General features: G+C 65.7%; 24 protein-coding genes. 6 read left to right on the top strand and 18 right to left on the bottom strand.

Annotated features, from left to right (window positions below):
* Window positions 1-3: 3 nt before the first annotated feature.
* From T8S45_RS12435 to T8S45_RS12425, 3 genes are all read left to right on the top strand, one after another.
* Entirely contained in the window at window positions 4-600 is a 597-nt protein-coding gene (locus tag T8S45_RS12435) for a DUF2939 domain-containing protein (RefSeq protein ID WP_322293950.1), read from the top strand.
* A gap of 8 nt (window positions 601-608) precedes the next feature.
* Window positions 609-1010: an acyl-CoA thioesterase gene (locus T8S45_RS12430; RefSeq protein WP_322293949.1), complete on the top strand. Its 402-nt coding sequence runs from the start codon at window positions 609-611 to the stop codon at window positions 1008-1010.
* Window positions 1011-1211: 201 nt separating this feature from the next.
* Window positions 1212-2240 (top strand): sigma-54 interaction domain-containing protein, encoded by a 1029-nt coding sequence (locus tag T8S45_RS12425; protein WP_322293948.1) that lies wholly within the window; start codon window positions 1212-1214, stop codon window positions 2238-2240.
* 84 nt (window positions 2241-2324) lie between these two features.
* Here the strand turns inward: T8S45_RS12425 and T8S45_RS12420 are convergent, their stop codons facing one another.
* From T8S45_RS12420 to T8S45_RS12335, 18 genes are read right to left on the bottom strand one after another with little or no spacing between them, the layout of a single operon-like run.
* Window positions 2325-2729 carry a flagellar export chaperone FliS gene (locus T8S45_RS12420; RefSeq protein ID WP_188640770.1) on the bottom strand — a complete coding sequence of 135 codons (405 nt, stop codon included), beginning with the start codon at window positions 2727-2729 and terminating at the stop codon, window positions 2325-2327.
* Between the two features lie 21 nt (window positions 2730-2750).
* On the bottom strand, window positions 2751-4145 hold the full coding sequence (fliD, locus tag T8S45_RS12415; RefSeq protein WP_322293947.1) for a flagellar filament capping protein FliD: 1395 nt from the start codon (window positions 4143-4145) through the stop codon (window positions 2751-2753).
* A gap of 53 nt (window positions 4146-4198) precedes the next feature.
* Window positions 4199-5341 (bottom strand): EscU/YscU/HrcU family type III secretion system export apparatus switch protein, encoded by a 1143-nt coding sequence (locus T8S45_RS12410; protein WP_322293946.1) that lies wholly within the window; start codon window positions 5339-5341, stop codon window positions 4199-4201.
* Between the two features lie 3 nt (window positions 5342-5344).
* Window positions 5345-6124: a flagellar biosynthetic protein FliR gene (gene fliR, locus T8S45_RS12405; RefSeq protein ID WP_188640767.1), complete on the bottom strand. Its 780-nt coding sequence runs from the start codon at window positions 6122-6124 to the stop codon at window positions 5345-5347.
* Window positions 6121-6393, bottom strand: coding sequence for a flagellar biosynthetic protein FliQ (locus T8S45_RS12400; RefSeq protein ID WP_188640766.1), 273 nt, complete (start codon window positions 6391-6393; stop codon window positions 6121-6123). Before T8S45_RS12400 ends, fliR begins: the two co-directional genes overlap by 4 nt.
* 10 nt (window positions 6394-6403) lie before the next feature.
* Window positions 6404-7132, bottom strand: a complete 729-nt coding sequence (gene fliP, locus T8S45_RS12395) for a flagellar type III secretion system pore protein FliP (RefSeq protein WP_229658200.1) — start codon at window positions 7130-7132, stop codon at window positions 6404-6406.
* A 59-nt stretch (window positions 7133-7191) separates the two neighbouring features.
* Window positions 7192-7596 (bottom strand): FliO/MopB family protein, encoded by a 405-nt coding sequence (locus T8S45_RS12390; protein ID WP_188640765.1) that lies wholly within the window; start codon window positions 7594-7596, stop codon window positions 7192-7194.
* Window positions 7596-7961 carry a flagellar motor switch protein FliN gene (fliN, locus tag T8S45_RS12385; RefSeq protein WP_188643015.1) on the bottom strand — a complete coding sequence of 122 codons (366 nt, stop codon included), beginning with the start codon at window positions 7959-7961 and terminating at the stop codon, window positions 7596-7598. The genes T8S45_RS12390 and fliN overlap by 1 nt, the downstream gene beginning before the upstream one ends.
* Window positions 7962-7966: 5 nt before the next feature.
* Complete coding sequence (locus T8S45_RS12380; protein ID WP_322293945.1) at window positions 7967-8935, bottom strand: FliM/FliN family flagellar motor switch protein; 969 nt, start codon at window positions 8933-8935, stop codon at window positions 7967-7969.
* 4 nt (window positions 8936-8939) lie between these two features.
* Window positions 8940-9500: a flagellar basal body-associated FliL family protein gene (locus T8S45_RS12375; protein ID WP_322293944.1), complete on the bottom strand. Its 561-nt coding sequence runs from the start codon at window positions 9498-9500 to the stop codon at window positions 8940-8942.
* A gap of 27 nt (window positions 9501-9527) precedes the next feature.
* Entirely contained in the window at window positions 9528-11153 is a 1626-nt protein-coding gene (locus tag T8S45_RS12370) for a flagellar hook-length control protein FliK (protein ID WP_322293943.1), read from the bottom strand.
* Window positions 11150-11581, bottom strand: coding sequence for a hypothetical protein (locus T8S45_RS12365; RefSeq protein ID WP_188640761.1), 432 nt, complete (start codon window positions 11579-11581; stop codon window positions 11150-11152). Before T8S45_RS12365 ends, T8S45_RS12370 begins: the two co-directional genes overlap by 4 nt.
* On the bottom strand, window positions 11578-12915 hold the full coding sequence (locus T8S45_RS12360; protein ID WP_322293942.1) for a FliI/YscN family ATPase: 1338 nt from the start codon (window positions 12913-12915) through the stop codon (window positions 11578-11580). The genes T8S45_RS12365 and T8S45_RS12360 overlap by 4 nt, the downstream gene beginning before the upstream one ends.
* A complete protein-coding gene (locus T8S45_RS12355; protein WP_322293941.1) occupies window positions 12912-13544 on the bottom strand; it encodes a FliH/SctL family protein in 633 nt (210 codons plus the stop codon). The genes T8S45_RS12360 and T8S45_RS12355 overlap by 4 nt, the downstream gene beginning before the upstream one ends.
* The gene (fliG, locus tag T8S45_RS12350; RefSeq protein WP_322293940.1) at window positions 13531-14586 is read right to left on the bottom strand and encodes a flagellar motor switch protein FliG; all 1056 of its coding nucleotides are present in this window, start codon (window positions 14584-14586) and stop codon (window positions 13531-13533) included. Before fliG ends, T8S45_RS12355 begins: the two co-directional genes overlap by 14 nt.
* A complete protein-coding gene (gene fliF, locus T8S45_RS12345) occupies window positions 14579-16312 on the bottom strand; it encodes a flagellar basal-body MS-ring/collar protein FliF (protein WP_322293939.1) in 1734 nt (577 codons plus the stop codon). The genes fliG and fliF overlap by 8 nt, the downstream gene beginning before the upstream one ends.
* Window position 16313: 1 nt before the next feature.
* Entirely contained in the window at window positions 16314-16676 is a 363-nt protein-coding gene (gene fliE / locus T8S45_RS12340; protein ID WP_188640756.1) for a flagellar hook-basal body complex protein FliE, read from the bottom strand.
* A gap of 13 nt (window positions 16677-16689) precedes the next feature.
* Complete coding sequence (locus T8S45_RS12335; RefSeq protein WP_322293938.1) at window positions 16690-18003, bottom strand: sigma 54-interacting transcriptional regulator; 1314 nt, start codon at window positions 18001-18003, stop codon at window positions 16690-16692.
* A 297-nt stretch (window positions 18004-18300) separates the two neighbouring features.
* On the opposite strand from T8S45_RS12335, the gene T8S45_RS12330 reads away from it, so the two are divergent.
* The 3 genes from T8S45_RS12330 to T8S45_RS12320 all read left to right on the top strand — a co-directional run bounded on the left by T8S45_RS12330 (window position 18301) and on the right by T8S45_RS12320 (window position 21237).
* Entirely contained in the window at window positions 18301-19128 is an 828-nt protein-coding gene (locus T8S45_RS12330) for a flagellin N-terminal helical domain-containing protein (RefSeq protein ID WP_188640755.1), read from the top strand.
* A 197-nt stretch (window positions 19129-19325) separates the two neighbouring features.
* Window positions 19326-20156 carry a flagellin N-terminal helical domain-containing protein gene (locus T8S45_RS12325; RefSeq protein WP_322293937.1) on the top strand — a complete coding sequence of 277 codons (831 nt, stop codon included), beginning with the start codon at window positions 19326-19328 and terminating at the stop codon, window positions 20154-20156.
* A gap of 265 nt (window positions 20157-20421) precedes the next feature.
* Complete coding sequence (locus T8S45_RS12320) at window positions 20422-21237, top strand: flagellin N-terminal helical domain-containing protein (RefSeq protein ID WP_322293936.1); 816 nt, start codon at window positions 20422-20424, stop codon at window positions 21235-21237.
* Window positions 21238-21338: the final 101 nt, after the last annotated feature.

The following is a 21338-nucleotide window of genomic DNA, read 5'->3' as shown; positions in this document are numbered from 1 at the left end:
ACCATGAAGAAACTCGTCGCCCTCGTCATCGCCTTTGCCGTGCTGGTGGGCGGCTGGTGGTACGCCTCGCCGCTGATGGCGCTCGACGGGCTGCGCGATGCGGCCCAATCGGGCGACCAGGCCGAGCTCGAGCAGCGGGTCGACTTCCCCGCCCTGCGCAGCTCGGTGAAGGAGCAGCTGCGCGGCGCGTTGACCGCCGCGATGGAAAGCGAAGGTGACGACAATCCGCTAGGGGCGGCGGGTGCCGCGCTCGGCCTCGGACTGGTCGACGGGATCGTCGATACGCTCGTAACCCCCGAATGGGTCGCGACAACGGTGACCGAAGGTCAGCGGCGCCAGGCGCAGGCCGAGGCGGTGCAAGAGCGGCTTCCGGCACAGGACACCGGCACCGCTCCGCCACGGAAGGCCGAAGACCCTGCTCCGGCCACGCAGCGCGAAATCGAATGGGAGATCGAGCGCGAGGGCCTCGACAGCTTCCGCGTGACCACGCAAAACGCTGCGGGCGAAACGGGCCCGACGCTGCTGTTCGCACGCGACGGGCTGGGTTGGGACCTGGTCGGGATCGAGATGCCCGCCGCCGAGCTCATCCCCGGGCGCTGACCGGCGCGATGGGCAACCGCCACACGCTCCACTTCACCGCTGGTCCCGAGCACATCGACGAGCTCGGCCACGTCAACAATGCGGTCTGGGTGCGCTGGATCCAGGACATCGCCACGGCCCACTGGAATGCGGTGGCGCGGCCCGAGGATCGCGAATCATACGTCTGGATGGTGACCCGGCACGAGATCGATTACCGCGGCAATGTCGCGGAGGGCGAAACCGTGACCGCCGAAACCTTCATTCCCTCCCCGCCGCGAGGCGCGCGGTTCGATCGCCGGGTCGATTTCCGCAACGCCGATGGCAAGGTCGTGGTCAGCGCCAACACCACCTGGGCGATGATCGACAAGGCCACCGGCAGGCCGCTGCGGATCCGGCCCGAAACGGCGGCTCCGTTCAGACCTTATGGTTAATTATTTTATGTCGACCGCATCCCGCTATCGGCGGCTGCGTACCCCGATGTTTACCGGAAATTCGCTATATATGTAGCGTTTCCCCGAAAATCGGGCCTTAAGCGGATTCTGCCTAATTACGTATTTGCACTTATGTGGGAGATAACCACGGAAAGGAAATCGTGCGTTACCAACGTCTCGTAACGAGGGGCAAAAACAAAAATGATTTCCGAAATGTTGGTCGGTCGCAGCGAAGCGATCGCATCGGTCCGCACCATGATCCGCTTTGCCGTCAAGGCGACCACAACCGTGCTGGTCACCGGACCTTCTGGCTCCGGCAAGGAAGTGGTCGCCCGTTCGATCCACCAGGAATCCGATCGTGCCGACGGACCTTTCCTCGCGATCAACAGCGGCGCGATTCCCTCAGAACTCATCGAATCCGAACTGTTCGGACATGAAGGCGGCAGCTTCACCGGCGCGACCTCGCGTCATCTCGGGATCTTCGAACAGGCCGATGGCGGCACGCTGTTCCTCGACGAAGTCGGCGAGATGCCGCTCTCGCTCCAGGTCAAGCTGCTGCGCGTGCTCGAAGAAGGCACCATCCGCCGCGTCGGCGGGCGCGAGGACATCAAGGTCGACGTCCGCATCGTCGCCGCGACCAATCGCGACCTCAAGCTCGAGATCGGGGCCGGCCGCTTCCGCGAAGACCTGTTCTATCGTCTGTGCGTCCTCCCGATCCGCATGCCCTCGCTCGGCGAACGGCGCGAGGACGTCGCGCTGCTGATCGAGCATTTCCTCAAGCAGAACGACAAGGTCGAAGCACCGAGCTTCTCCGCGGACGCGCTCGATCGGCTCGCCGCCTATGGCTGGCCGGGCAATGTGCGCGAGCTGCGCAACCTCGTCGAGCGCGCCACGATCTTCTTCTCGGGCCAGCAGATCGTCGCCAAGGAAGTCGACCTGCTGCTCGACATCGCCAGCCAGACCGCCAATGTCGCTCCGAATGCAGTGACTACGGCCGAGGGCGGCACGGTGGAGGCGACCCAGCCGGTCGCATCCGCACCGATCTTCGAAAACGGGTTTTCGCTCCAGCGCCACATGCAGGAAGAAGAACGCCGCCTGATCGTCGACGCGCTCGTCGAATGCGGCGGCGTGATCGCCAAGGCGGCGCGGATGGTCGACGTCCAGCGCACCACCTTCGTCGAGAAGATGCGTCGCCACGGGATCAATCGCGACGACCAGCTCGCCGCCTGATCGCGGTTCCACCCGACACCCACGAAAAAGCCCGCCCGGTTCGTACCAGGCGGGCTTTTTCGTGCCGCTTGTCGGGACGCCCCGTCAGGCCGCCTGCGACACCTTGCCGATCTCGGCCCAGGCTTCGGCGATCTCGGCGATCATCTCGCGCGCCGACACCAGCTTGTCGCCCGCTTCGCTGCCGCTCGCCGAATCGATCCGGTTCGAGGCCTCGCGATAGACAATCGCGAGCGCGGTCGCGATTTCGCCCCCATTGTCGAAATCGAGGCTTTCCTCGAGTGCGTTGAGGATATCCGAGGCGCGCGCGCGCGATTGAAGCATCGCGGCCATGTCGCCGCGATCGAGCGAGCGCTTGGCGCGGTCGAGCCGCAGCAGCAGCTGTTCGAACAGGATCGAGACGAGTTCGTGCGGGCTCGCTGCCGCGACGCGGCTGGTCGCATCGAGGTTGCCGTAATTGGCGGCTGCCGAACGGTTGGCGGAATAATACATAATCGTGTCCTGTCCGATCCCTTAGTCTTCGCCGGTGCTGTTCCAGATCGAGATCTGCTGCTTGAGGTAGGCCTGGGTCTGCTTCAGCACCGCCAGCTGACGATCCATGTTGGCGTAGGTCTGCTGGAGGTTGGCCTGGTATTTCTCGATGTCTTCGTCGAGCTCGACGCGCATCTCGGCGAGCTTGGTGTTGATTTCATCGAACCGCTTCTTGGCGAGAGCGAGCGGGCCGTTGCTGTCCTGCAGCGTGTCGCGGATCTTGTCGAGCGTGCCGGCAATGCCCGGATTGTTCGCATCGGGTTCGAGCGGGTCGAGCATGCTCGCGACCGCATCCGGATCGAGCGCGATCGCGCGGTCGTAGGCGGCGCTGTCGAGCTCGAGCGTGCCGTCGCGCGCGGTACGCACGCCGATATCGGCGAGCGTCCGGAATGGCCCAGTGCTCGACAGGGTCTCCGAGCTCATCCGGGCGAGCTTGCTGACCATGTCGCGGATCGCGCGATTGCCGGCGAGCGGGCCGCCCTGGACCCCGTCGAGCCCGGGTGCGGTGGCGGTGTTGAGGCCCTTTTTGAGGCTGTTGAAGGCATCGATGAACTCGGTCACGAGTTCGCGCGTCGTGGTCGGCGGCTCGCTCGCCGAGATCGTGATCGTCTCGCCCGGCTTCGCCTTGAGCAGGCTCAGCTTCACGCCTTCGATCGCGGTGTTGATCTCGTTCGACGAGTTCACCAGTTGGACCCCGTCGACCACGACGATGCTGTCGAGGGCCTGCGACAATTGGGTCATCCCGCCGTCGACGGTCGGCGGATAGGCGAAGTCGTTGAGCGCGTTCGGCGCGGCCGGGGGCGTGAGCGTGAAGGCCTGGTCGGCGCCGTCCTGACCGGCGATGACGAGACGGGTTCCGAGATTGTCGGTCACAATCGAAGCCGTCACGCCGGCATCGGCCGTGTTGATCGCGTCGCGGAGCCCGGTGAGGCTATCGTTCGTCCCGTCGATGACGATGTCGAAGCTACCGGTGCTGGTCGCGAGCGTCAGCGTGCCCTGGCCGACCGGCTGCGCGGCGTCGGTGTAATTGCGGCTGATCAGCTTCTGCTCGGAGGCGAGCTGCTTGACCTCCATCGTGACCGGCAGGCCCTTGGGGGTCTGCCCCTCGATGAAGCTGGCGATCGCGACCCCGCCGTCGCTCGACACGAGGTCGCCCGAAAAGCGGCGCCCGTCGAGGATACCCTGCAAGGCGTCGGCGAAGGTGTTGAGCGAGGACGAAGCCGAGGCGAGCGCCGAGATACGCGCGCTGTTGAGCTGCTGCTTCTGGTTGATCGCGGTTTCGCGCGGTTCGCGCGTGATCTGCACCAGGTCCGCCACGATCTGACCGGAATTGATCCCGGTATTGCCGCTGATCAGGTTGGAAATACTAGCAAACATATGCGCGCGCGCCTTTCTCCTTGAGCGGAGTAACGGTGGTCTGGACGGTCACTTTAGCTTTTTCTCGTGCCATCGGAATCGAACCTCAGATCGTTGGGGACCTCGATGCCCGGCTTGTCCGACTTGGACGCCATTTTCGCATCGAGGCGGTAGATGAAGGCGAGTAGCGCGGCGACGGCCATGTAGAGCCGCTCGTCGACGATCTGGTTCGCCTTCGAGGTGAAGTAGATCGCGCGCGTGAGCTCGGGATATTGCAGGATCGGCACCTTGGCCTCCTCCGCCAGCGAGCGCATCGCCTGCGCCACCGCATCGCGTCCGCGCGCCAGCACCACCGGGGCCGCGTCGCGCGCCTGGTCGTAGCGCAGCGCGACCGCGAAATGGGTCGGGTTGACCAGCAGGACGGTGGCTTCCTCGACTGCCTTGCGCGCGCCGCCGCTCATCATCTCGTGCTGGCGCTGGCGCACGGCCTGTTTGAGTTCGGGCGAGCCTTCGGTTTCCTTGTGCTCGTCCTTCACCTCCTGCTTCGTCATCTTCAGCTTCTTGGTGCGCTGGAAGATCTGCGCCGGAACGTCGATCATCGCGATCAGCACGAGGCAGCCCGACATTGCGAGCATGGTGTAGATGAACAGCTCCCCAAAGCTGGATACCGAGCTGTTCACGTTGCCCGCGCCCAGCTGCACCATCTCGGGCATGGCGGCGAAGATGATGTAGGCGCCGACTGCGCCCATCACTGAAACCTTGGCCAGCGCCTTGGTCAGCTCGATCAAGGCGTGCATGCCGAACATACGTTTCAGGCCTGCCAGCGGGCTAAGCTTCGAGCCCTTGGGCTTGAGCGCGCTCGCACGCCAGCCGAGCGAGCCGAGCGAAGCGGGGGTGGCGATCGCCGCGAGCATCAGCAGCGCGGCCAGGCCGCCGAACGGGAGCGCCAGCGGGGCGAGCAGCCGCAGCGTGCGCCCGCCCATGTCGAATTCCTCGATATCGGCCGGCGCGATCGACAGCCCCGAGGCGACGACCGATTCGGTCGAGCCGATCAGCCCGCCGCCGAACAGCGCGAACATGAGCGTGCCGCCCATCATCACCAGCGCAGTGCCCAGTTCCTTCGACTGCAGGACGTCGCCTTTCTTGGCGCTGTCCCGCAGGCGTTTTTGTGTCGGATCTTCGGTCTTCTCGCCGCCACCGGGTGGTTGGTCCGCCATCGCCTAGCCTCCCGCCATCGTGCGCGACTGCATCAGGCCGTCGCCCATCGCCTGCATGATGGTTTCGGCCATGATCGGCGTCGCGATGGCGAGCAGGACGAGGCCGGCGAGCAGCGCGACCGGCAGGCCGACCGCGAACAGGTTCATCGCCGGGGCCGAGCGCGCGAGCATCGCCATCACCACCTGGATCAGGATCAGCGCCGAGCCGACCGGGAGTGCGATCAGCAGCCCCATGCCGAACAGCGATCCGCCGAACTGGACGAGGCTCTCGATCGAGGCGAAACTCATGAAGGCGTTGCCGGGCGGCAGCGTCGAATAGCTGTCGACGATGATCGCGATCAGCATCAGGTGCCCGTCCATCGCGAGCAGCAGCAGCGTCGCCGCGATCGAGAGGAACTGGCCAAGCACCGGGGTGCTGGTGCCCGATTGCGGATCGTTCAACGAAGCGAAGCCGAGACCCATCGCGTTGCTCAGCGTCTCGCCCGCGATGAAGGCGGCGGAGAACCCGATCTGCAGTGCGAAGCCCATCGCCGCACCGACGAGCACCTCGCCGAGCACGAACAATAGACCCGAAAAACTGACCATGGTTTCAGGCGGCATCGTGACCCCGCCGAGGCCGGTCGCCGCGACCGCGATCATCAGCGCGAGGATGATACGCAGCGGCAACGGCACCTGCGACGCGCCGAAGATCGGCGCAACCATAAGGGCCGCGCCCGGGCGGATCATCGCCATGGCATATTGCCACAGCTGATCTTCCGCGCCTGCGAGACCCGGTGCGATCATGCCAGCAATTCCGGGATCCGGTTGTACATCTCGATCGTGAAATCGGAGATCAGGTAGAGGATCGACCCGCCGAACAGCGCCAGCATGATCGCGACCACAATCAGCTTGGGCACGAAGCTCAGCGTCGCCTCGTTGATCGAGGTCGCGGCCTGCACCATGCCGAGCAGGATGCCGACAGCGAGCGCCGGGATGAGGAGCGGCGCGGCCGCCATCGCGGTGACCCACAGCGTCTGCTGGGCGATGCCGATGAAGAAATCCGTCTGTTCCATGTCCCGCCCCCTACGTCACGAACGATCCGGCGAGAGACCCCATGGTCAGGGCCCAGCCATCGACCAGCACGAACAGCAAGAGCTTGAACGGCATCGAGATAATGGTGGGAGACAGCATCATCATACCCAGCGCCATCAGCGTCGAGGCGACGACGAGGTCGATGATGAGAAACGGCAGGAAGATCATGAAGCCGATCTGGAAGGCGGTCTTCAGCTCGCTGGTGACGAAGGCGGGGAGCAGCACCGAGAACGGGATGTCCTGCGGGGTGGCGACCGGCGGTTCGTCGCCAAGATCCATGAACAGCTTGAGGTCGTTCTGGCGGGTCTGCTTGACCATGAAGGCGTGGAACACGTCGCCCGACACTTCGATCGCCTGTTCGAGCGCGATCTCGTCATTGCCGTAGGGTTCGATCGCGTTGGCGTTGATCTGCTCGATCGAGGGCGCCATCACGAAGATCGAGAGGAACAGTGAAAGCCCGATCAGCACCTGGTTGGGCGGGGTCTGCTGGAGACCGAGCGCCTGGCGCAGGATCGAAAGGACGATGATAATCCGGGTGAAGCTGGTCATCATCAGGACCAGCGACGGCAGGATGGTCAGCAGCCCCATCAGGATGAGGATCTGCAGCGACAGCGTCAGCGGCGCGCCATCGCCCGAAACATCATCGAGCGCGCGGGTCAGTGCTTCGGAGGCACCCGGAGTCTGCGCGGCGAGCTCGGTCGGGGCGAACACCACGAGCATCGCGACGAGCAGCATTCCGATCCGGCGCCTGCCGGCGGATTTCAGGTCGAGAAGGCCGATCACTGGTCGCGCGTCCGCATTTGACGCAGCGTTTCGGGAGCGTTGAGCGCGCGGTCGAGCGCGGCGCGGAAGCCCTTGGCCTTGGCCGGCAGGTCGACGGTGGGATCCCCGCCGCCATCGCGGTCGAGTTCGTCGACGAGGTCGGCGTCGTCGGGGCGGTCCTGCGTCGAGAGACATTCGATCCGACCACGCACGGCCGAAACGAGAAGACGCTGCTCCCCGAAATCGATCACGGCGAGCTTGCCGGACGATCCGAGAGACAGCGTCTCCACGAGGCGCAGGTTCCGCTGGCGCGTCGCGCCTGCGAAGCCCGGCTGGTATTTACGATATACCCATAGCGATCCGACGATCATGGCCGCCATCAGCGGCAGCATGATCACCAGCTTCAGGATATAGTAGGTCACTAAGCACGCCTTTCGACTTTCGTTCCGGCGACCTGGTTGGAGATGACTTCCGCCACGCGGATGCCGAACCGGCCGTCGATGGTTACGACCTCTCCCCTTGCAACGAGCGTGCCATTTACGTTGATGTCGAGAAGATCGGTTGCCTGGCGCCCCAGCTCGACCACTGAACCCTCTTCCAGGTCCATGATTTCGCTGAGTTTCAGCGACACCGCGCCGACTTCGACCGAGAGCCTGACCGGGATATCGGCGAGGAAGCGGTAATGGTTTGCCGTTTCGTCGGCAAAGCCGGTACCGGGCTGGCAAGAAATTGCCGCATTGGTTTCGGCGGCCTTTGCCGCATCGGCGAGGCCGGCGGCCTGGGTCATGTCGGTCACGAGATTTTTCCCTGTTCGAAGTGGTCGATGCGGAATGCGGCCATACCGTTCTGTTCGCCGATATTGCCGCGCGCGAATGGGCGATCGCCGATAAGCAACTGGAGGTTGCGGACGTTCGGGATCGAGATGATGTCGCCTTCCTTGAGGTTGGCGAGCTGATTCATGGTCATGCTCGGGCGCGCCATCACGGAACGCACCGGCAGGTAGGTCTCGGCGATCGCCAGGCCCATCGCCTGGCGCCAGGCCGGATCGGCGGACGAGGTTTCCTCGGGCTTCGCCGTGGTGCAGAATTCACGTCCCGACTGGATCATCTCGACCGGGTAGACGCATTCGATCGTGAACTTGACGCCGCCCGGATAGGCGAGCGTGAACGGCTGGAGAAGAAGCGGTGCATCGCCCTTTGCGATCCTCGCCTCTTCCTCGTCGTCGGTAAAGCCGGCCGCGACGCAACGGAACGGGCCGATCTGCGACCAGGCCGCGCCGATCTCGGGTGCGGTGTTCTGGGCGATCCGGTGCATCAGGCGCAAATCGCTCGAAGAGAAATTCGTCTTGGTCGACTTGCCGCGCGAGATCGAGCCGCCGAAGAAGGCATCGACCAGCGCCGCGATCAGGTCCTGCGGCAGGAGCATCGCCATCCGCCCCTTCATCGGGGGTAGCTGGTAGAAGGCGAACCCGGTCGGGCCCTTGCGCTTCGCGGCCCATGCGTCGTGCTCGACGACCTGCGGCTCCTGGGCTTCGACCGTCAGGCGCTCTTCCGCGAGCGGCTGGAAGCTCTGCCGCAGCGACTGGCACAGCAGCTTGCCCATCCGCCGGGCGATCGGCAGCACGTCCGCCTCGCCGGTCGCGCGCCGCGGGAAGCTGTGGGCAAACTGCCCCATTTCGACCGCCTTGTCGGCAGCCGGCTTCTTCGCAACGCCCTTGGCGGGCTTGGCCGTCTTGGCCGGTTTGGCAGTCTTCGTCGCCATCGGCTTACTGCAGCACCAGCTTGGTGAAATAGATCGAGTCTATCCCGCCGAAGCCGGTTTTCTCGACCAGAACCTGGTTGATGCTGTTACGCAGGCGCTGGGCAAGTTCCTTCTTGCCGGCACCGGTTTCGAGTTCCTGTCCGTTGCTTTCAGCCAGTTCCATCACGATCGAATCGCGGATCGCGAAATCATGCTCGGTCAAAGCGGCGACGACACGTTCGTCATAGAAGGTCGACACCGCAATCTCGGCCTGGGCAAAACCACTGCCGCCGCGCAGGTTGCTGGTGAAGCTGCCTTCGATCGGGTGGTAGGTAACCTGGTACTTGGCCTTGTCCTTCAAATTGCCGGTCCCATCGCCCGGAGGGGCATCGATCTGCGAACCGTCCTTGAGGACGAGCTTGGGATGATCGGGTTTTTCCTCTGCAGCATCGCCGCCGAAGGCGCCCGCGTAATAGAAGCCTCCGGCGCCGCCGGCACCGCCGATCAGGACGAGCCCGAGCGTGGCGATCAGCACCTTCTTCATCTTGCCGCCCTTTTTCTTGGGCGTGGTTTCTGCATCCGACATGGTCAAACTCCGGTCAATCGGGTGTTATCAAGCGTAAAGGACATTGCCGGCTTCTCCGCCGCCCGATGCCGAAAGCAGTTCGGCGGCGTCGGGAGCGGTCGAGGCCGTGTCATGATTGGTGGCCGGGCCGGGGCGGCGCCCATCGGTATCGGCCTGCGAATTCGTATGTGCGTTAGTCTGGGCGTTGCCCTGCGCGTCGGCACCGCTGTCACGCAGCGCGACGTCGATCCCGGCCAACCTCGCGCCGGCCTGGCGAAGTTCCTGCTCGATCCGGCCCTGGGCCTGCGCAACTGCCTGCCGCACGGCTTCGCTTTCAACCGTGATCTGGAGGCGATCGGACAAGCCCGACGAATCCATCTCGATCTCGATCGGTCCGAGGTGATCGGGGGTGACCTGCAGGCGGAGCATGCCATCCTTCAGCGTCGCGTTGCCCATCGCCGCACCGACCATGGCACCGAGCCGATCGGAGAAGCGCTGGTCGAGCGGAAGCGTCTGGTCGTTATCGGACCGCGTGCCGGTCTCGAGCGAAGCCGGGTCGGCATTCGTGCCGGCGGCGTGCTGCGCGACCAAAGGCGTGGCATGGCCGGCCCGGACATCGACGACCGAAGTCGCAACCTGCCGCTGGAACGGAGTGTCCTCGACCGTCCCGGGCTCCATCCCGGTGAGGTCGAATTCGCGGCCTGCATCGGGCGCATCGATCCGCGCCGTGCTGCGCAACGTGGCACTGCCGCCGCGAATGCGCGAGGTCGCGAAATCATCGTTATGCCGCGTCGCTCTGCCGACCCGCGGGTCGGAGACCGAGGCTGCGACAAGCGGCTGATCGGGAACGGGCGCGGTAGCTGCTGCAGGTTTGTCGCCATACGACGCTGCCTCCGCCGCCGCGTTGGCGACGGCAGTCGACGCGGCGCGGAAGCGCGCCAAATCCGGAGCGGGCTGGCGGGCATGGGCGCCGGGGCCCTGCACCTGGTCGAGGCGCGGATCGATATCGGCTGCCGCCGTCTCGGGCTGGCGCCCCGAAGCGGTGCGATCGACGTCAGCCGCGACGGTCTGGACTGGTGCGCGCTCGGTCCCGGCTGTGCGCACGCGGCGAAGCAGCGCGGCCACGTCGCCGTCGGGATCGGCGAGAACTTCTTCGGGCGCGACGGCATTCGCCGCAAGCTGGCCTGCGGGTCGCTCGTCGCCGGTTTCGCCCGTCACCATGCCGGTCGCGGACGCGGACGCGGTAGTGATCGACGCAAGCGAAGCGGCCCGCGTGGGAATCTCTCCGGTGCCGATCACAACGAAATTGGTCGAAGGCGCGGTGTCGACGATCGGGGCGAGCAGCGCCAGCGTCGGCGCGAGTTCATCGGTGTCGACAAATTCTTCGGTCGCGCGATCGACGGATTCGCCCTCGGGCGCGGCGAAAGAGATGCGCTCCGGCAGCGCGTTCAGCTCGAGGGTCTCGAGCCCCGGGAATGCGGGCGCGGTTCCAGCGACCATACCGGCCATGCCGGCCATGCCGTCGAGCGTCGCGAGTTTCGCGGTCGAACTGGCCAGCTGGAGCCGGAAGTGAAGCGTTTCTCCGAACATGGGATGTCCCGAAGCAGGAACCGTGCCAGTTCCGGCGCGCGGCATGGATTCGCCGCCCGACAAACCGAGTTTCGCGATATTCATGCGTTATTCCCCTCCAATTGCCGCCGCCGGTGCTGCGGCTGGCTGGCGATCTTGCGGTCGAGATGCTGGTCGAGCTCGCGCGCGGCGCGGTCTGTCAGGCGGTCGGCAATCTCGCGATCCTGGTAGGCGGCAATCCTTTGCCGCTCTGCCTGGGCAGTGCGTTGCCGGGCATGGTCGATCGCGCCGACCATGCTCTCGCTCGCCGACCGTAGCCGCTGCGCGAGTTCCATCTGGGCGTGCAGTGTCCGTCCGGTGCTGCACTGGGTGCCTGCGGCATGCATCGTGATCGCGAGCTCCTGCAATTTGCGTCGTTTTTCTTCGAGGCTGTCTTCGGCATGACGAGCCGACGAGATCTCGCCGGTCGCGATCGACAGCTGGGTATTCCGCATCGCGAGGATACGGCGTTTGTCGTTGAGCGCCTTTCTCATGCCGCACCGCCGAACGCTTGCTCGAGCTGGGCGGCGCTGTCGCCAAGGGAAACGGCGGTGCTGATGCCCTGGCGGATGAAGGCGAGCTGTTCGGCGCGGCGCTGGACGGCCTCGTCGATGTTCGGATCGCTGCCTTCGCGGTACGCGCCCATCAGCAGCAGGTCGCGATTGTCCTCGTAGGCCGACCACAAGCGGCGGAAATTGGCCTGGGCGGCGCGCTGGCCGTCATCGACGATGTCGGTCGCGACGCGGCTCAGCGACTTGCCGATGTCGATCGCGGGATAGACCCCCTGCTCGGCCAACTGGCGCGAGAGGATGATGTGGCCGTCGACGATCGCGCGGGCGGTATCGACCACCGGATCCTCCATGTCGCCGCCATCGGCGAGCACGGTGTAGAGCGCGGTGATCGAGCCACCGCTGTTGCGGTCGTTGCCGGCACGCTCGACCAGCCGCGGAATCAGCGCGAGCGCGGAAGGCGGGTAGCCTTTCATGGTCGGCGGCTCGCCGAGGGCGAGGCCGATCTCGCGCTGCGCGTGGGCGATCCGGGTGAGGCTGTCGACGATCAGCAGGACGCGCTTGCCTTGTGCGCGGAAATATTCGGCGATCGCGGTCGCGCGGGAGGCGGCGCGCAGGCGCAACACCGGAGAATGGTCGGCGGGCACGGCGACCGTCACGGTCCGGCTGCGCATCGGTCCGTTGAGCCGCGTGTCGACGAAATCGCTGACCTCGCGACCGCGTTCGCCGATCAGGCCGACCACCGCGACATCCACATCGGCATTGGCGATGATCTGGCCGATCAGCACCGACTTGCCGACGCCCGAGCCCGCCGCGATCGCGACGCGCTGGCCGTAGCCGGCAGTAAGCAGGGCGTTGATCGCGCGCACGCCGAGATCGATCGGCTGGGTCACGCGTCCGCGATTGAGGACATTGGTGCGCTTGCCCGCGAGCGGCCAGCGATCGCCGGTCACCACCGGCCCGCCGCCGTCGAGCGGTTCGCCCATCGGGCCGATCACGCGACCGAGCAGGCCGTCGCCGACATCGGCGAGGCTCGACTGCATGTCGGGTTCGACCCGGGCGCCGTTCTTCAGCGCGCCATCGCTTTCGAGCGGGATCATCATCGCGCGCGAGCCGCGGAAACCCGCGATCTCGGCCTTGATCTTGCGGCCGTCGGCCGTGCGGATCGAGCCGCCAAAACCGAGCGGGTAATCGAAGCCGGTGACTTCCATCATGCCGGCATCGTGGGCGACGAGCTTGCCGATCCTGCGCGGGCCGGCATCGACCGCGCCGACCCGGTCGATCAGCGATTCGACCGCGCGCTGCTGGGCGGCGATCATCGCGCGGCCTGCAGCGTTTCGATCATCGCGTCGAGCTCGTCGAGCATCGACTTGGTGCCCTGCTCGATCCAGCCGTCGTCATGCGCGAGCGACAGCGTGCCGCGCGTCAGCGTGGCATCGTCGCGCAGCACGACCCCGACCTGCGCGTCGCCGAGCAGCGCGCGATCTTCGGGGTGGATATGGAGCGAGGCGTTGGTGCATTCCTTGGCCGCGATGGCAGCGAGCGCGCGGCAAGTGTCCTCGAGCTTCTGCGCATCGGGGGCGGAGAACCCGGCGGTTTCCTCGATCAACCGGCGCACCGTGCGCAGCAGAGTCTCGGCCACCGCGTCGCCGGGTTGCGCCTTGAGCGTGGCGGCCGCGCGTTCGAGCTTGTCGGACGCGGCCAGCAGGTCGGCATTGGCCTCGGTCATCGCCGCCTGTCCGTCGGCGAAGCCCTTCTGGTAGATCTCCTGCAACTCTTCTTCGCGGCTCTTGCCGTTCGCCTGCGGCTGCTCGGATTTCGCCGCTGCCGCCTGGCTGGCCGGGTCGAGCGTGCGGAACGGCTCGGATGCGGACTCCCACACCGGCCTAAACGCGCTCTGCGCGGCCTGGCCGGGGGTCTCGTGGCGCTGGAACTCAGAGATATTCATCGCTCGATCCGCCGATCACGATTTCGCCGTTGTCGGCCAGCTTGCGAGCATGCGCGACGACCTGCCTCTGCGCTTCGATCACATCGGCCATCGGAATCGGCCCGCGTTCCTCGATCTCGTCCTCGAGCGTCTGCGCGGCGCGGCTCGACATGCAACTGAGGATGCGTTCGCGCAGCTGGTCGTCCGCACCCTTGAGCGCCGGGACGAGCGAGTCGTTGTCGACACCGCGCATCACCGTGCCCAGGTCCTTGACCTCGAGCGTGACAAGATCGGCGAAGGTGAACATCTGGTCTTCGATCGCGCCGGCAATGCCCTTGTCGCGCTTGGCGAGCGACTTGATCACGCGCTTGCTCTGCTTCTTGCCGATCAGGTTCATGATCGCGGCGATTTCCGAGGCGCTGTTGCCGCCGGTCTCGACCGGGGCGCTCGCCTGCGGGGCGTGGAAGGCGTTGAGCAGCTGTTCGATCGTCCCGATCGCGTCGGTGCTGACCTTGCCCAGTGTGGCGAGACGGTAGACGATATCGTCCTGCTCGCTCTCCGGCAGGAGCTTGAGCACCTCGGCGGCCGAATCCGAAGACAGGAAGGACAGCACCAGCGCGGCGATCTGGGGATGCTCGTCCTCGATCATCGCTACGATGTCCTTGGAGGCCATCCACTTGAGCGGTTCGAGGTTGGGCGCAGCCTTCTTTTTCGGTGCGGTACGGCTGACGATCGCCTCAGCGCGCTGTTCGCCCAGCGCGGCGGTGAGCATCGATTCGATCTGCAGGTCAGCCTTGTAGCCGACCGTGGTGCGGTGGCGCGCGCGATCGACGAAGCGGTCCAGCACGACGTTGATCTCTGGTGCACCGATATCGGCCACCGAATACATGACCTTGCTCAGTTGCTGAACCTCGTCGGGCTCGAGCCGCGAGAGGATCTGCGCCGCCTCATCTTCAGAGAACAGCAGGAGCAGGATCGCCGCCGCCTGTTCGTCGCCGATATTGGGCCTGGCGGGGGCCGCGTTGACGCCGTTATCGGCGGACTTTTCCATCACGTCAGCCATTGACCGGCTCCTTCGTGTTCTTGGCCGATTTCAGCAGGTCGCGGACGACCAGCGTGGCGTGTTCGGGGTTCTGCTTGACGAAGTTCTGGATCAGCAACGCGCGCTCCTGATAGCTGTGAGCGGAGGTGATCATGTCGAGCGTGACCGGCAGGTGGTCTTCGACCGGTTCCTGCGCGGCGGCGGGCAGCTGGCGGTTGGGCTGGCCGCCCGTCGCGATCGCCTCGGCCTTCATTTCCTTGCGTTTCTTCAGCAGCGGGCGGCCGATGAAGAAGATGATCGCCAGCGCCACGAGCAGCGCCGAGACGTTGCGGGCCAGCAGCGAGACCCAGCTCGCTTCGTACCAGCTCTCTTCGACCGCGGTGGTCGGCTGGAACGCGCGCGAGGTCACCGCCACCTGGTCGCCGCGTGCTTCGTTGTAGCCGACCGCGCCTTTGATCAGGTTCTCGATCTGGGCGAGTTCGGCCGCGCTGCGCGGCTTGCCGTCGGCACTGGCGGCAACGGCCACCGCGACCGAGAGGCGCGAGATATCGCCGCTGGCCTCGCGCACGACCGAGACCTGGCGGCCCAGTTCGAAACTACGCGCGACCTGCTCTTCGCGGATTTGCGGAGCGGCTTCGCCCTGCGCGGGATCGCCCATCTGGTCTTCCAGCGTGGTGTCGGCGGGGGCCTGGTTGGCAAGCGCCCCCGGGATACCCCCGGCGGCACCCTGGCCGTCGGTTTCGGCCGACCAGCTGCGCTGTTCGCTGCGCACGCGGGTCTCGTCCTGCGGGAAGGATTCGCTGGTCGCCTGGCGCTGCGAGAAGTCGAGCTCGGCCGAAACCTCGGCAGCAAAATTGCCGGCACCGAGCATCGGCGTCAGCAGCGCGGCGAGCGAGCGCCGGTAACGGTTCTCGATCTGCTCGCGGACGGCGAGTTGCTGCCCGGCTTCGCCGAGCGCACCGCCATTCGATTCCTGCGACAGGAGGTTGCCGTTCTGGTCGACCACCGAGACTCGGTCCGAAGCGAGGCCGGAGACCGAGCTGGCGACGAGGTGGGTGATTGCCTGGACCTGTTCGCTGCTGAGCGTTCGGCCCGAGGCGAGGTTGAGCACCACCGACGCGGCGGGTTCGTTCCGTTCGCGGATGAACACGCTGGGCGGATCGACGGCGAGGTGGACGCGCGCGGTATTGACCGCGTCCATTGCCTCGATCGAGCGGGCGAGATCGGCTTCGCGGGCACCGCGCAGCTTCTCGGTCTCGACCGCGCGGCTGGCGCCCATCGGCAGGCTGGAGATCATGCTGTCCCCGTCGGGCGCGCTGCGCGGGAGACCCTGCGAGGCGAGCGCCATCCTGGCGGCGTGGTAATCGTCTTCACCAACCGTTAGGGCACCGGTGGCGCTGTCGAGCTGATAGGCGATGTTCGAAGTCTGCAGCGCGGCGGCGACCGCCGCCTTGTCGTCGTCGGGCAGGCCGCGGAACAGGTCACGCTGCGGCGGTTCCTGGAGCGCCAGCCAGGCGAAGCCGGCCAGCGCGACGACGCCGATCAGGCTGACCATCGGCAGCGAGCGCGCGACGGCTGGCTGGGCGAGGAAATCCTTCGCCCGCTGGAACAGGTTCGCGGCCGCATCGGAGGCGGCATTGGCACCCCCGCTGGTGCCGATCGGCTTGAGCCGCTGCGGGGTGCGGGCCGCGAGGGCGGTCGAACCGCCATCGGAAGTGCCGGGCTGGGAAATGGTAAGGTCGCTCATATTACACCGGCATGTTCATGATGTTCTCGTAGGCCGAGAGCAGTTTGTTGCGGACTTGCAGCGTGGCTTCGAAACCGACCGAGGCCTTCTGCTTGGCAAGCATCACGGCAGCGATGTCGCTGGTCTCGCCGGCTTCGTAAGCAGCGGCGGCTTCGGAAGCGGCGGTCTGGGCCTGGTTCACCTGGCCGATCGCCTCGCGCATGGTGGTGGCGAAAGGCGCCTTGTCGTCGCCCCCGCCGATCGTCGGCGAGGAAGGGATCGCGCCGGGACCGCCGGCAGGCTTGTCGGCGACGTTCTGCAGCGTCTTGTTCTGCTGCAGGATCGCGTTGCGGGCGGCGAGCAGGTTGCTGGTGATCGATTCCATGGATCAGTCTCCCTCAGGCGGCTTCGGCGAGTTCGCGCATATCGGCGAGGCGATAGCGGAGCGTGCGTTCGGAGATGCCGAGCATCTCGGCGGCGCGGCGACGGTTGCCACCGGTTTCCTCGAGCGCGCATTCGATCGCCTCGAATTCGGCGGCGCGCGCGCTGCTCTGCAGGTCCCGGCCACGCACGATGCGGCGCGTTCCCGCCGCCGGGATCGGGTCCGGGCGCGGGCCGGTCGCAGCGGGCCTGGCGGTTTTCGGCGCAGGCGTTGCAGCCCGGGCCGAGAGACCGAGGTCCTCGACCCCGATCATGTTGCCGTCGCGCAGCACGATCGCGCGCTGGATCATGTTGCACAATTCGCGGACATTGCCGGGGAAGTCGTGGTCCATCAGGCGGGTCAGCGCCTTGGCCTCGATCCAGGCGAAATCGCTCTGGCCTTCCTGCAGGCCGATCAGCACCGCGGCGGCGATCGCGCGGACGTCCTGGCGGCGCGCGGACAGGCGCTCGATCTCGATTGCCATCACGTTGAGGCGCCAATAGAGGTCTTCGCGGAAGCGCCCCTCGGCCACTTCGCTGCGGAAATCGCGGTTGGCGGCGGCGACGATGCGCACGTCGACCTTGACCGGCATGGTTTCGCCCACCGGAAGGATTTCGCCTTCCTGCAGCGCGCGGAGCAGCTTGCTCTGCAGTTCGAGCGGGAGCTCGGTGATCTCGTCGAGGAACAGCGTGCCGCCGTCGGCGGCGCGGAACAGGCCCTCGCTCTCGTTGGAGGCGCCGGTGAAGGCACCCTTGCGGTGGCCGAACAGCATCGCCTCGACCATCGTCGCGGGCAGCGCCGCGCAATTGACCGCGACGAACGGCTTGTCGGCACGGACGCTCTGCGTGTGGACGAAGCGCGCCATGCCTTCCTTGCCGACACCGGTATCGCCCTGGATCAGGACCGAGGCATTGCTCCCGGCGACCCGCGCGGCGAAGCGCATCAGGTCGGCGCTCTTCGGTTCGCCGACGGCAGGACCGGCACCGCGCGCGGTTTCGGCGATCAGCGCGTGACCCAGAACCATGTCGTCCTGGCCGAACGCGATGCGGACCGGCTGGCCGTTGGTCGCGGGGCGATATTCGGGCGCACCGTCGCGGAAGTCGATCACGATGTCGCGATGCGAGGCGTCCGCCATTTCGGCGTCGGTGAGGATGCGGACCGGCCGCGTGCGCGGCGAGGCCTCCGAAGTGCCCACCGGCGCGGTCTCGATCAGGACCCCGTTGAGATGGGCCTCGAGCGAAGGCAGCATTGCCTTGGCGCCGGTGCTGATTTCGGTCTTGGCATTCTTCATTCGAATTCCCCTGTCGGCTCCAATTCGTGGAAGCGAGCAGGGGGAATTATGCATGCACCGTGCCAAACCGGTCGAACGGCAAAAATCAGCCGCTTTTTGCCACCCCTATAAAGATAAGCCTTGCCGGTTCCGTCAACGGACCGTCGAGCGAGCGTCAATATTCTGACGCTTTCAAAAAATTCGATTTTTCTTGGCGGCGGGATTTAATCGATCCGGCAAGCGACCGTTACCCATTCCGAACCGGGCAGCAGTCCGGATCACCTTCGAGACTACGAATACTGGAATAGGGGAAATCACATGACTGTTATCGGAACCAATATCTCCGCGATGCGCGCTTCGTCCGCTTCGACCAGCGCCGAAATGGGCCTGTCCCAGGCGATCGAACGCCTGTCGACCGGCAAGCGCATCAACTCGGCCAGCGACGATGCCGCCGGCCTCGCCATCGCCACCCGCATGACTTCGGAAGTGCGCGGCCTGAGCATGGCCAGCCGCAACGCCAATGATGGCATCAGCCTGGCCCAGACCGCCGAAGGCGGGATGAACGAAATCACCAACATGCTGCAGCGGATGCGCGAACTGGCCGTTCAGGCCGCGAACGGCACGCTCAGCGATGGCGACCGCGACAACCTGCAAGTCGAGTTCACCGCGATGGTCTCGCAGATCGACGACGTCGCCAACCGCACCAACTTCAACGGTGTCAACGTGCTCAACGCCGCCGGTACGCTCAACATCCAGACGGGGTCGTCGGCTGGTGAAGTGGTGACGATCTCGACCTACGACGTCACCGCCGCCACGCTCGGCGTCAACGCCCTCGTCATCGGCGACAGCGCCACGCCGGGCAATGTCGATACCGATGCCGCGCTGACCGCGATCGATACCGCGCTGACCACGGTCACGACCGCGCAGGCCAATCTCGGTGCCTCGCAGAACCGCCTCGAAGCGACCGTTTCGAGCCTCACCAACCGGATTACGAACCTGTCGGAAAGCCGCAGCCGCATCCAGGACGCCGACTTCTCGGCCGAATCGATGAACCTCGCGAAATTCCAGGTCCTGAGCCAGGCATCGACCGCGATGCTCGCCCAGGCCAACCAGAGCCAGCAGGGTGTGCTCAAGCTCATCAGCTGATCCGATCCCCCGGTCGGCGCCTGGCGCCGACCATCTCGAAGGGCGCCCACCGGAATACCGGTGGGCGCTTTTCCTGCGTCCGCAAGAAATATTTAATGAAATCAGATATTTCGTTTAAGTCGTCAGCGCTGGTGCCGTTAGTCTTATCGTAGCCGCTGGAAGTTCCATGCTGCCTCTAGACCGAAGAAGGAAACGACATGACTGTTATCGGAACCAACATTTCCGCGATGCGGGCCTCGACGGCCTCCTCGCGGGCAGAAATGGGCCTGTCCCAGGCGATCGAACGCCTGTCGACCGGCAAGCGCATCAACTCGGCCAGCGACGATGCCGCCGGCCTCGCCATCGCCACCCGCATGACCTCCGAGGTCAAGGGCCTGAACATGGCGATGCGCAATGCCAATGATGGCATCAGCCTCGCCCAGACCGCCGAAGGCGGGATGAACGAAATCACCAACATGCTGCAGCGCATGCGCGAGCTGTCGGTGCAGTCGGCCAACGGCACGCTCTCGGCCGGCGACCGCACGAACCTGCAGGCGGAAGTCACCGCGCTGATCGGCCAGATCGGCGACGTGTCGGGCCGCACCGAGTTCAACGGCGTCAAGCTGCTCGACGGCACCAATGCCTCGATCGCGATCCAGACCGGCTCGAAGGCCGGTGAGCAGGTCACCGTTGCGCTTTCGAACGTCACGGCCGGCGCGCTGACCGACGGCACGACCGCCGTGTCCGCGATCGACATCAGCACGGTCGCCGGTGCGAACCTCGCATTGTCGTCGCTCGACGCCGCGCTCAACACGGTCACCACCGCGCAGGCGAACCTCGGTGCCTCGCAGAACCGTCTCGAAGCGACGGTCTCGAGCCTGACCGACCGCGTCACCAACCTGTCAGAAAGCCGCAGCCGCATCCAAGACGCCGACTTCTCGTCGGAATCGACGCAGCTCGCGAAGTTCCAGGTCCTGAGCCAGGCGTCGACCGCGATGCTCGCCCAGGCCAACCAGAGCCAGCAGGGTGTGCTGAGCCTGATCCGCTAACGCGCGGAAGAATTCCGCCGGCTTCCCCGCCGGCTGTCTCGAAGGACGCCCGTCGGTTAATCCCGGCGGGCGTTTTCGTGTGGGCAATGACGATTTTTCATATGAATGTCAGAAGCTTGTGCCGCATCACGAGCGGTTTGGATGTATGGTTAATTCCGGGTGAGCGGCGCGCGCGATTTTTTTTAAGGTCCAGTTCTCGCTGCCGTTATCGAATTCGGAAGCCACCCTCTTGGACGGGCGACCACAAACCGAAGAAGGAAACGACATGACTGTTATCGGAACCAACGTATCCGCGATGCGGGCCTCGACGGCCTCCTCGCGTGCCGAAGTGGGCCTGTCCCAGGCGATCGAACGCCTGTCGACCGGCAAGCGCATCAACTCGGCCAGCGACGACGCCGCCGGCCTCGCCATCGCCACCCGCATGACCTCCGAGGTCAAGGGCCTGAACATGGCGATGCGCAATGCCAATGACGGCATCAGCCTCGCCCAGACCGCCGAAGGCGGGATGAACGAAATCACCAACATGCTGCAGCGCATGCGCGAGCTGTCGGTGCAGTCGGCCAACGGCACGCTCTCGGCCGGCGACCGCACGAACCTGCAGGCGGAAGTCACCGCGCTGATCGGCCAGATCGGCGACGTGTCGGGCCGCACCGAGTTCAACGGCGTCAAGCTGCTCGACGGCACCAATGCCTCGATCGCGATCCAGACCGGCTCGAAGGCCGGTGAACAGGTCACCGTTGCGCTGACCGACGTCGATGCCACCGCGCTCGGCGTGGCCGCGCTCGACATCAGCACCGAAGCCGGTGCCGCTGCCGCGCTCACCGCGCTCGACACGGCGCTGACCACGGTCACCACCGCGCAGGCGAACCTCGGTGCCTCGCAGAACCGTCTCGAAGCGACGGTCTCGAGCCTGACCGACCGCGTCACCAACCTGTCGGAAAGCCGCAGCCGCATCCAGGACGCCGACTTCTCGGCCGAATCGACGCAGCTCGCGAAGTTCCAGGTCCTGAGCCAAGCGTCGACCGCGATGCTCGCGCAGGCCAACCAGAGCCAGCAGGGCGTCCTCAGCCTGATCCGCTAATCGCGGAGATAGCCGAAACGCATGGCGGCCCTTCGGGGCATTCCCGATCCTTCGTGGTCGGGGATGTCCTGGGGGCCGCTTTCCGTTGTCGCCCGCGCGCA

The sequence above is a fragment of the Pseudoblastomonas marina genome (genome assembly GCF_034374265.1).
Classification (GTDB): domain Bacteria; phylum Pseudomonadota; class Alphaproteobacteria; order Sphingomonadales; family Sphingomonadaceae; genus Alteriqipengyuania_A; species Alteriqipengyuania_A marina.
Note: the sequence above shows the minus strand (reverse complement) of the source record. Positions and strands in the feature narration are given on the sequence as shown.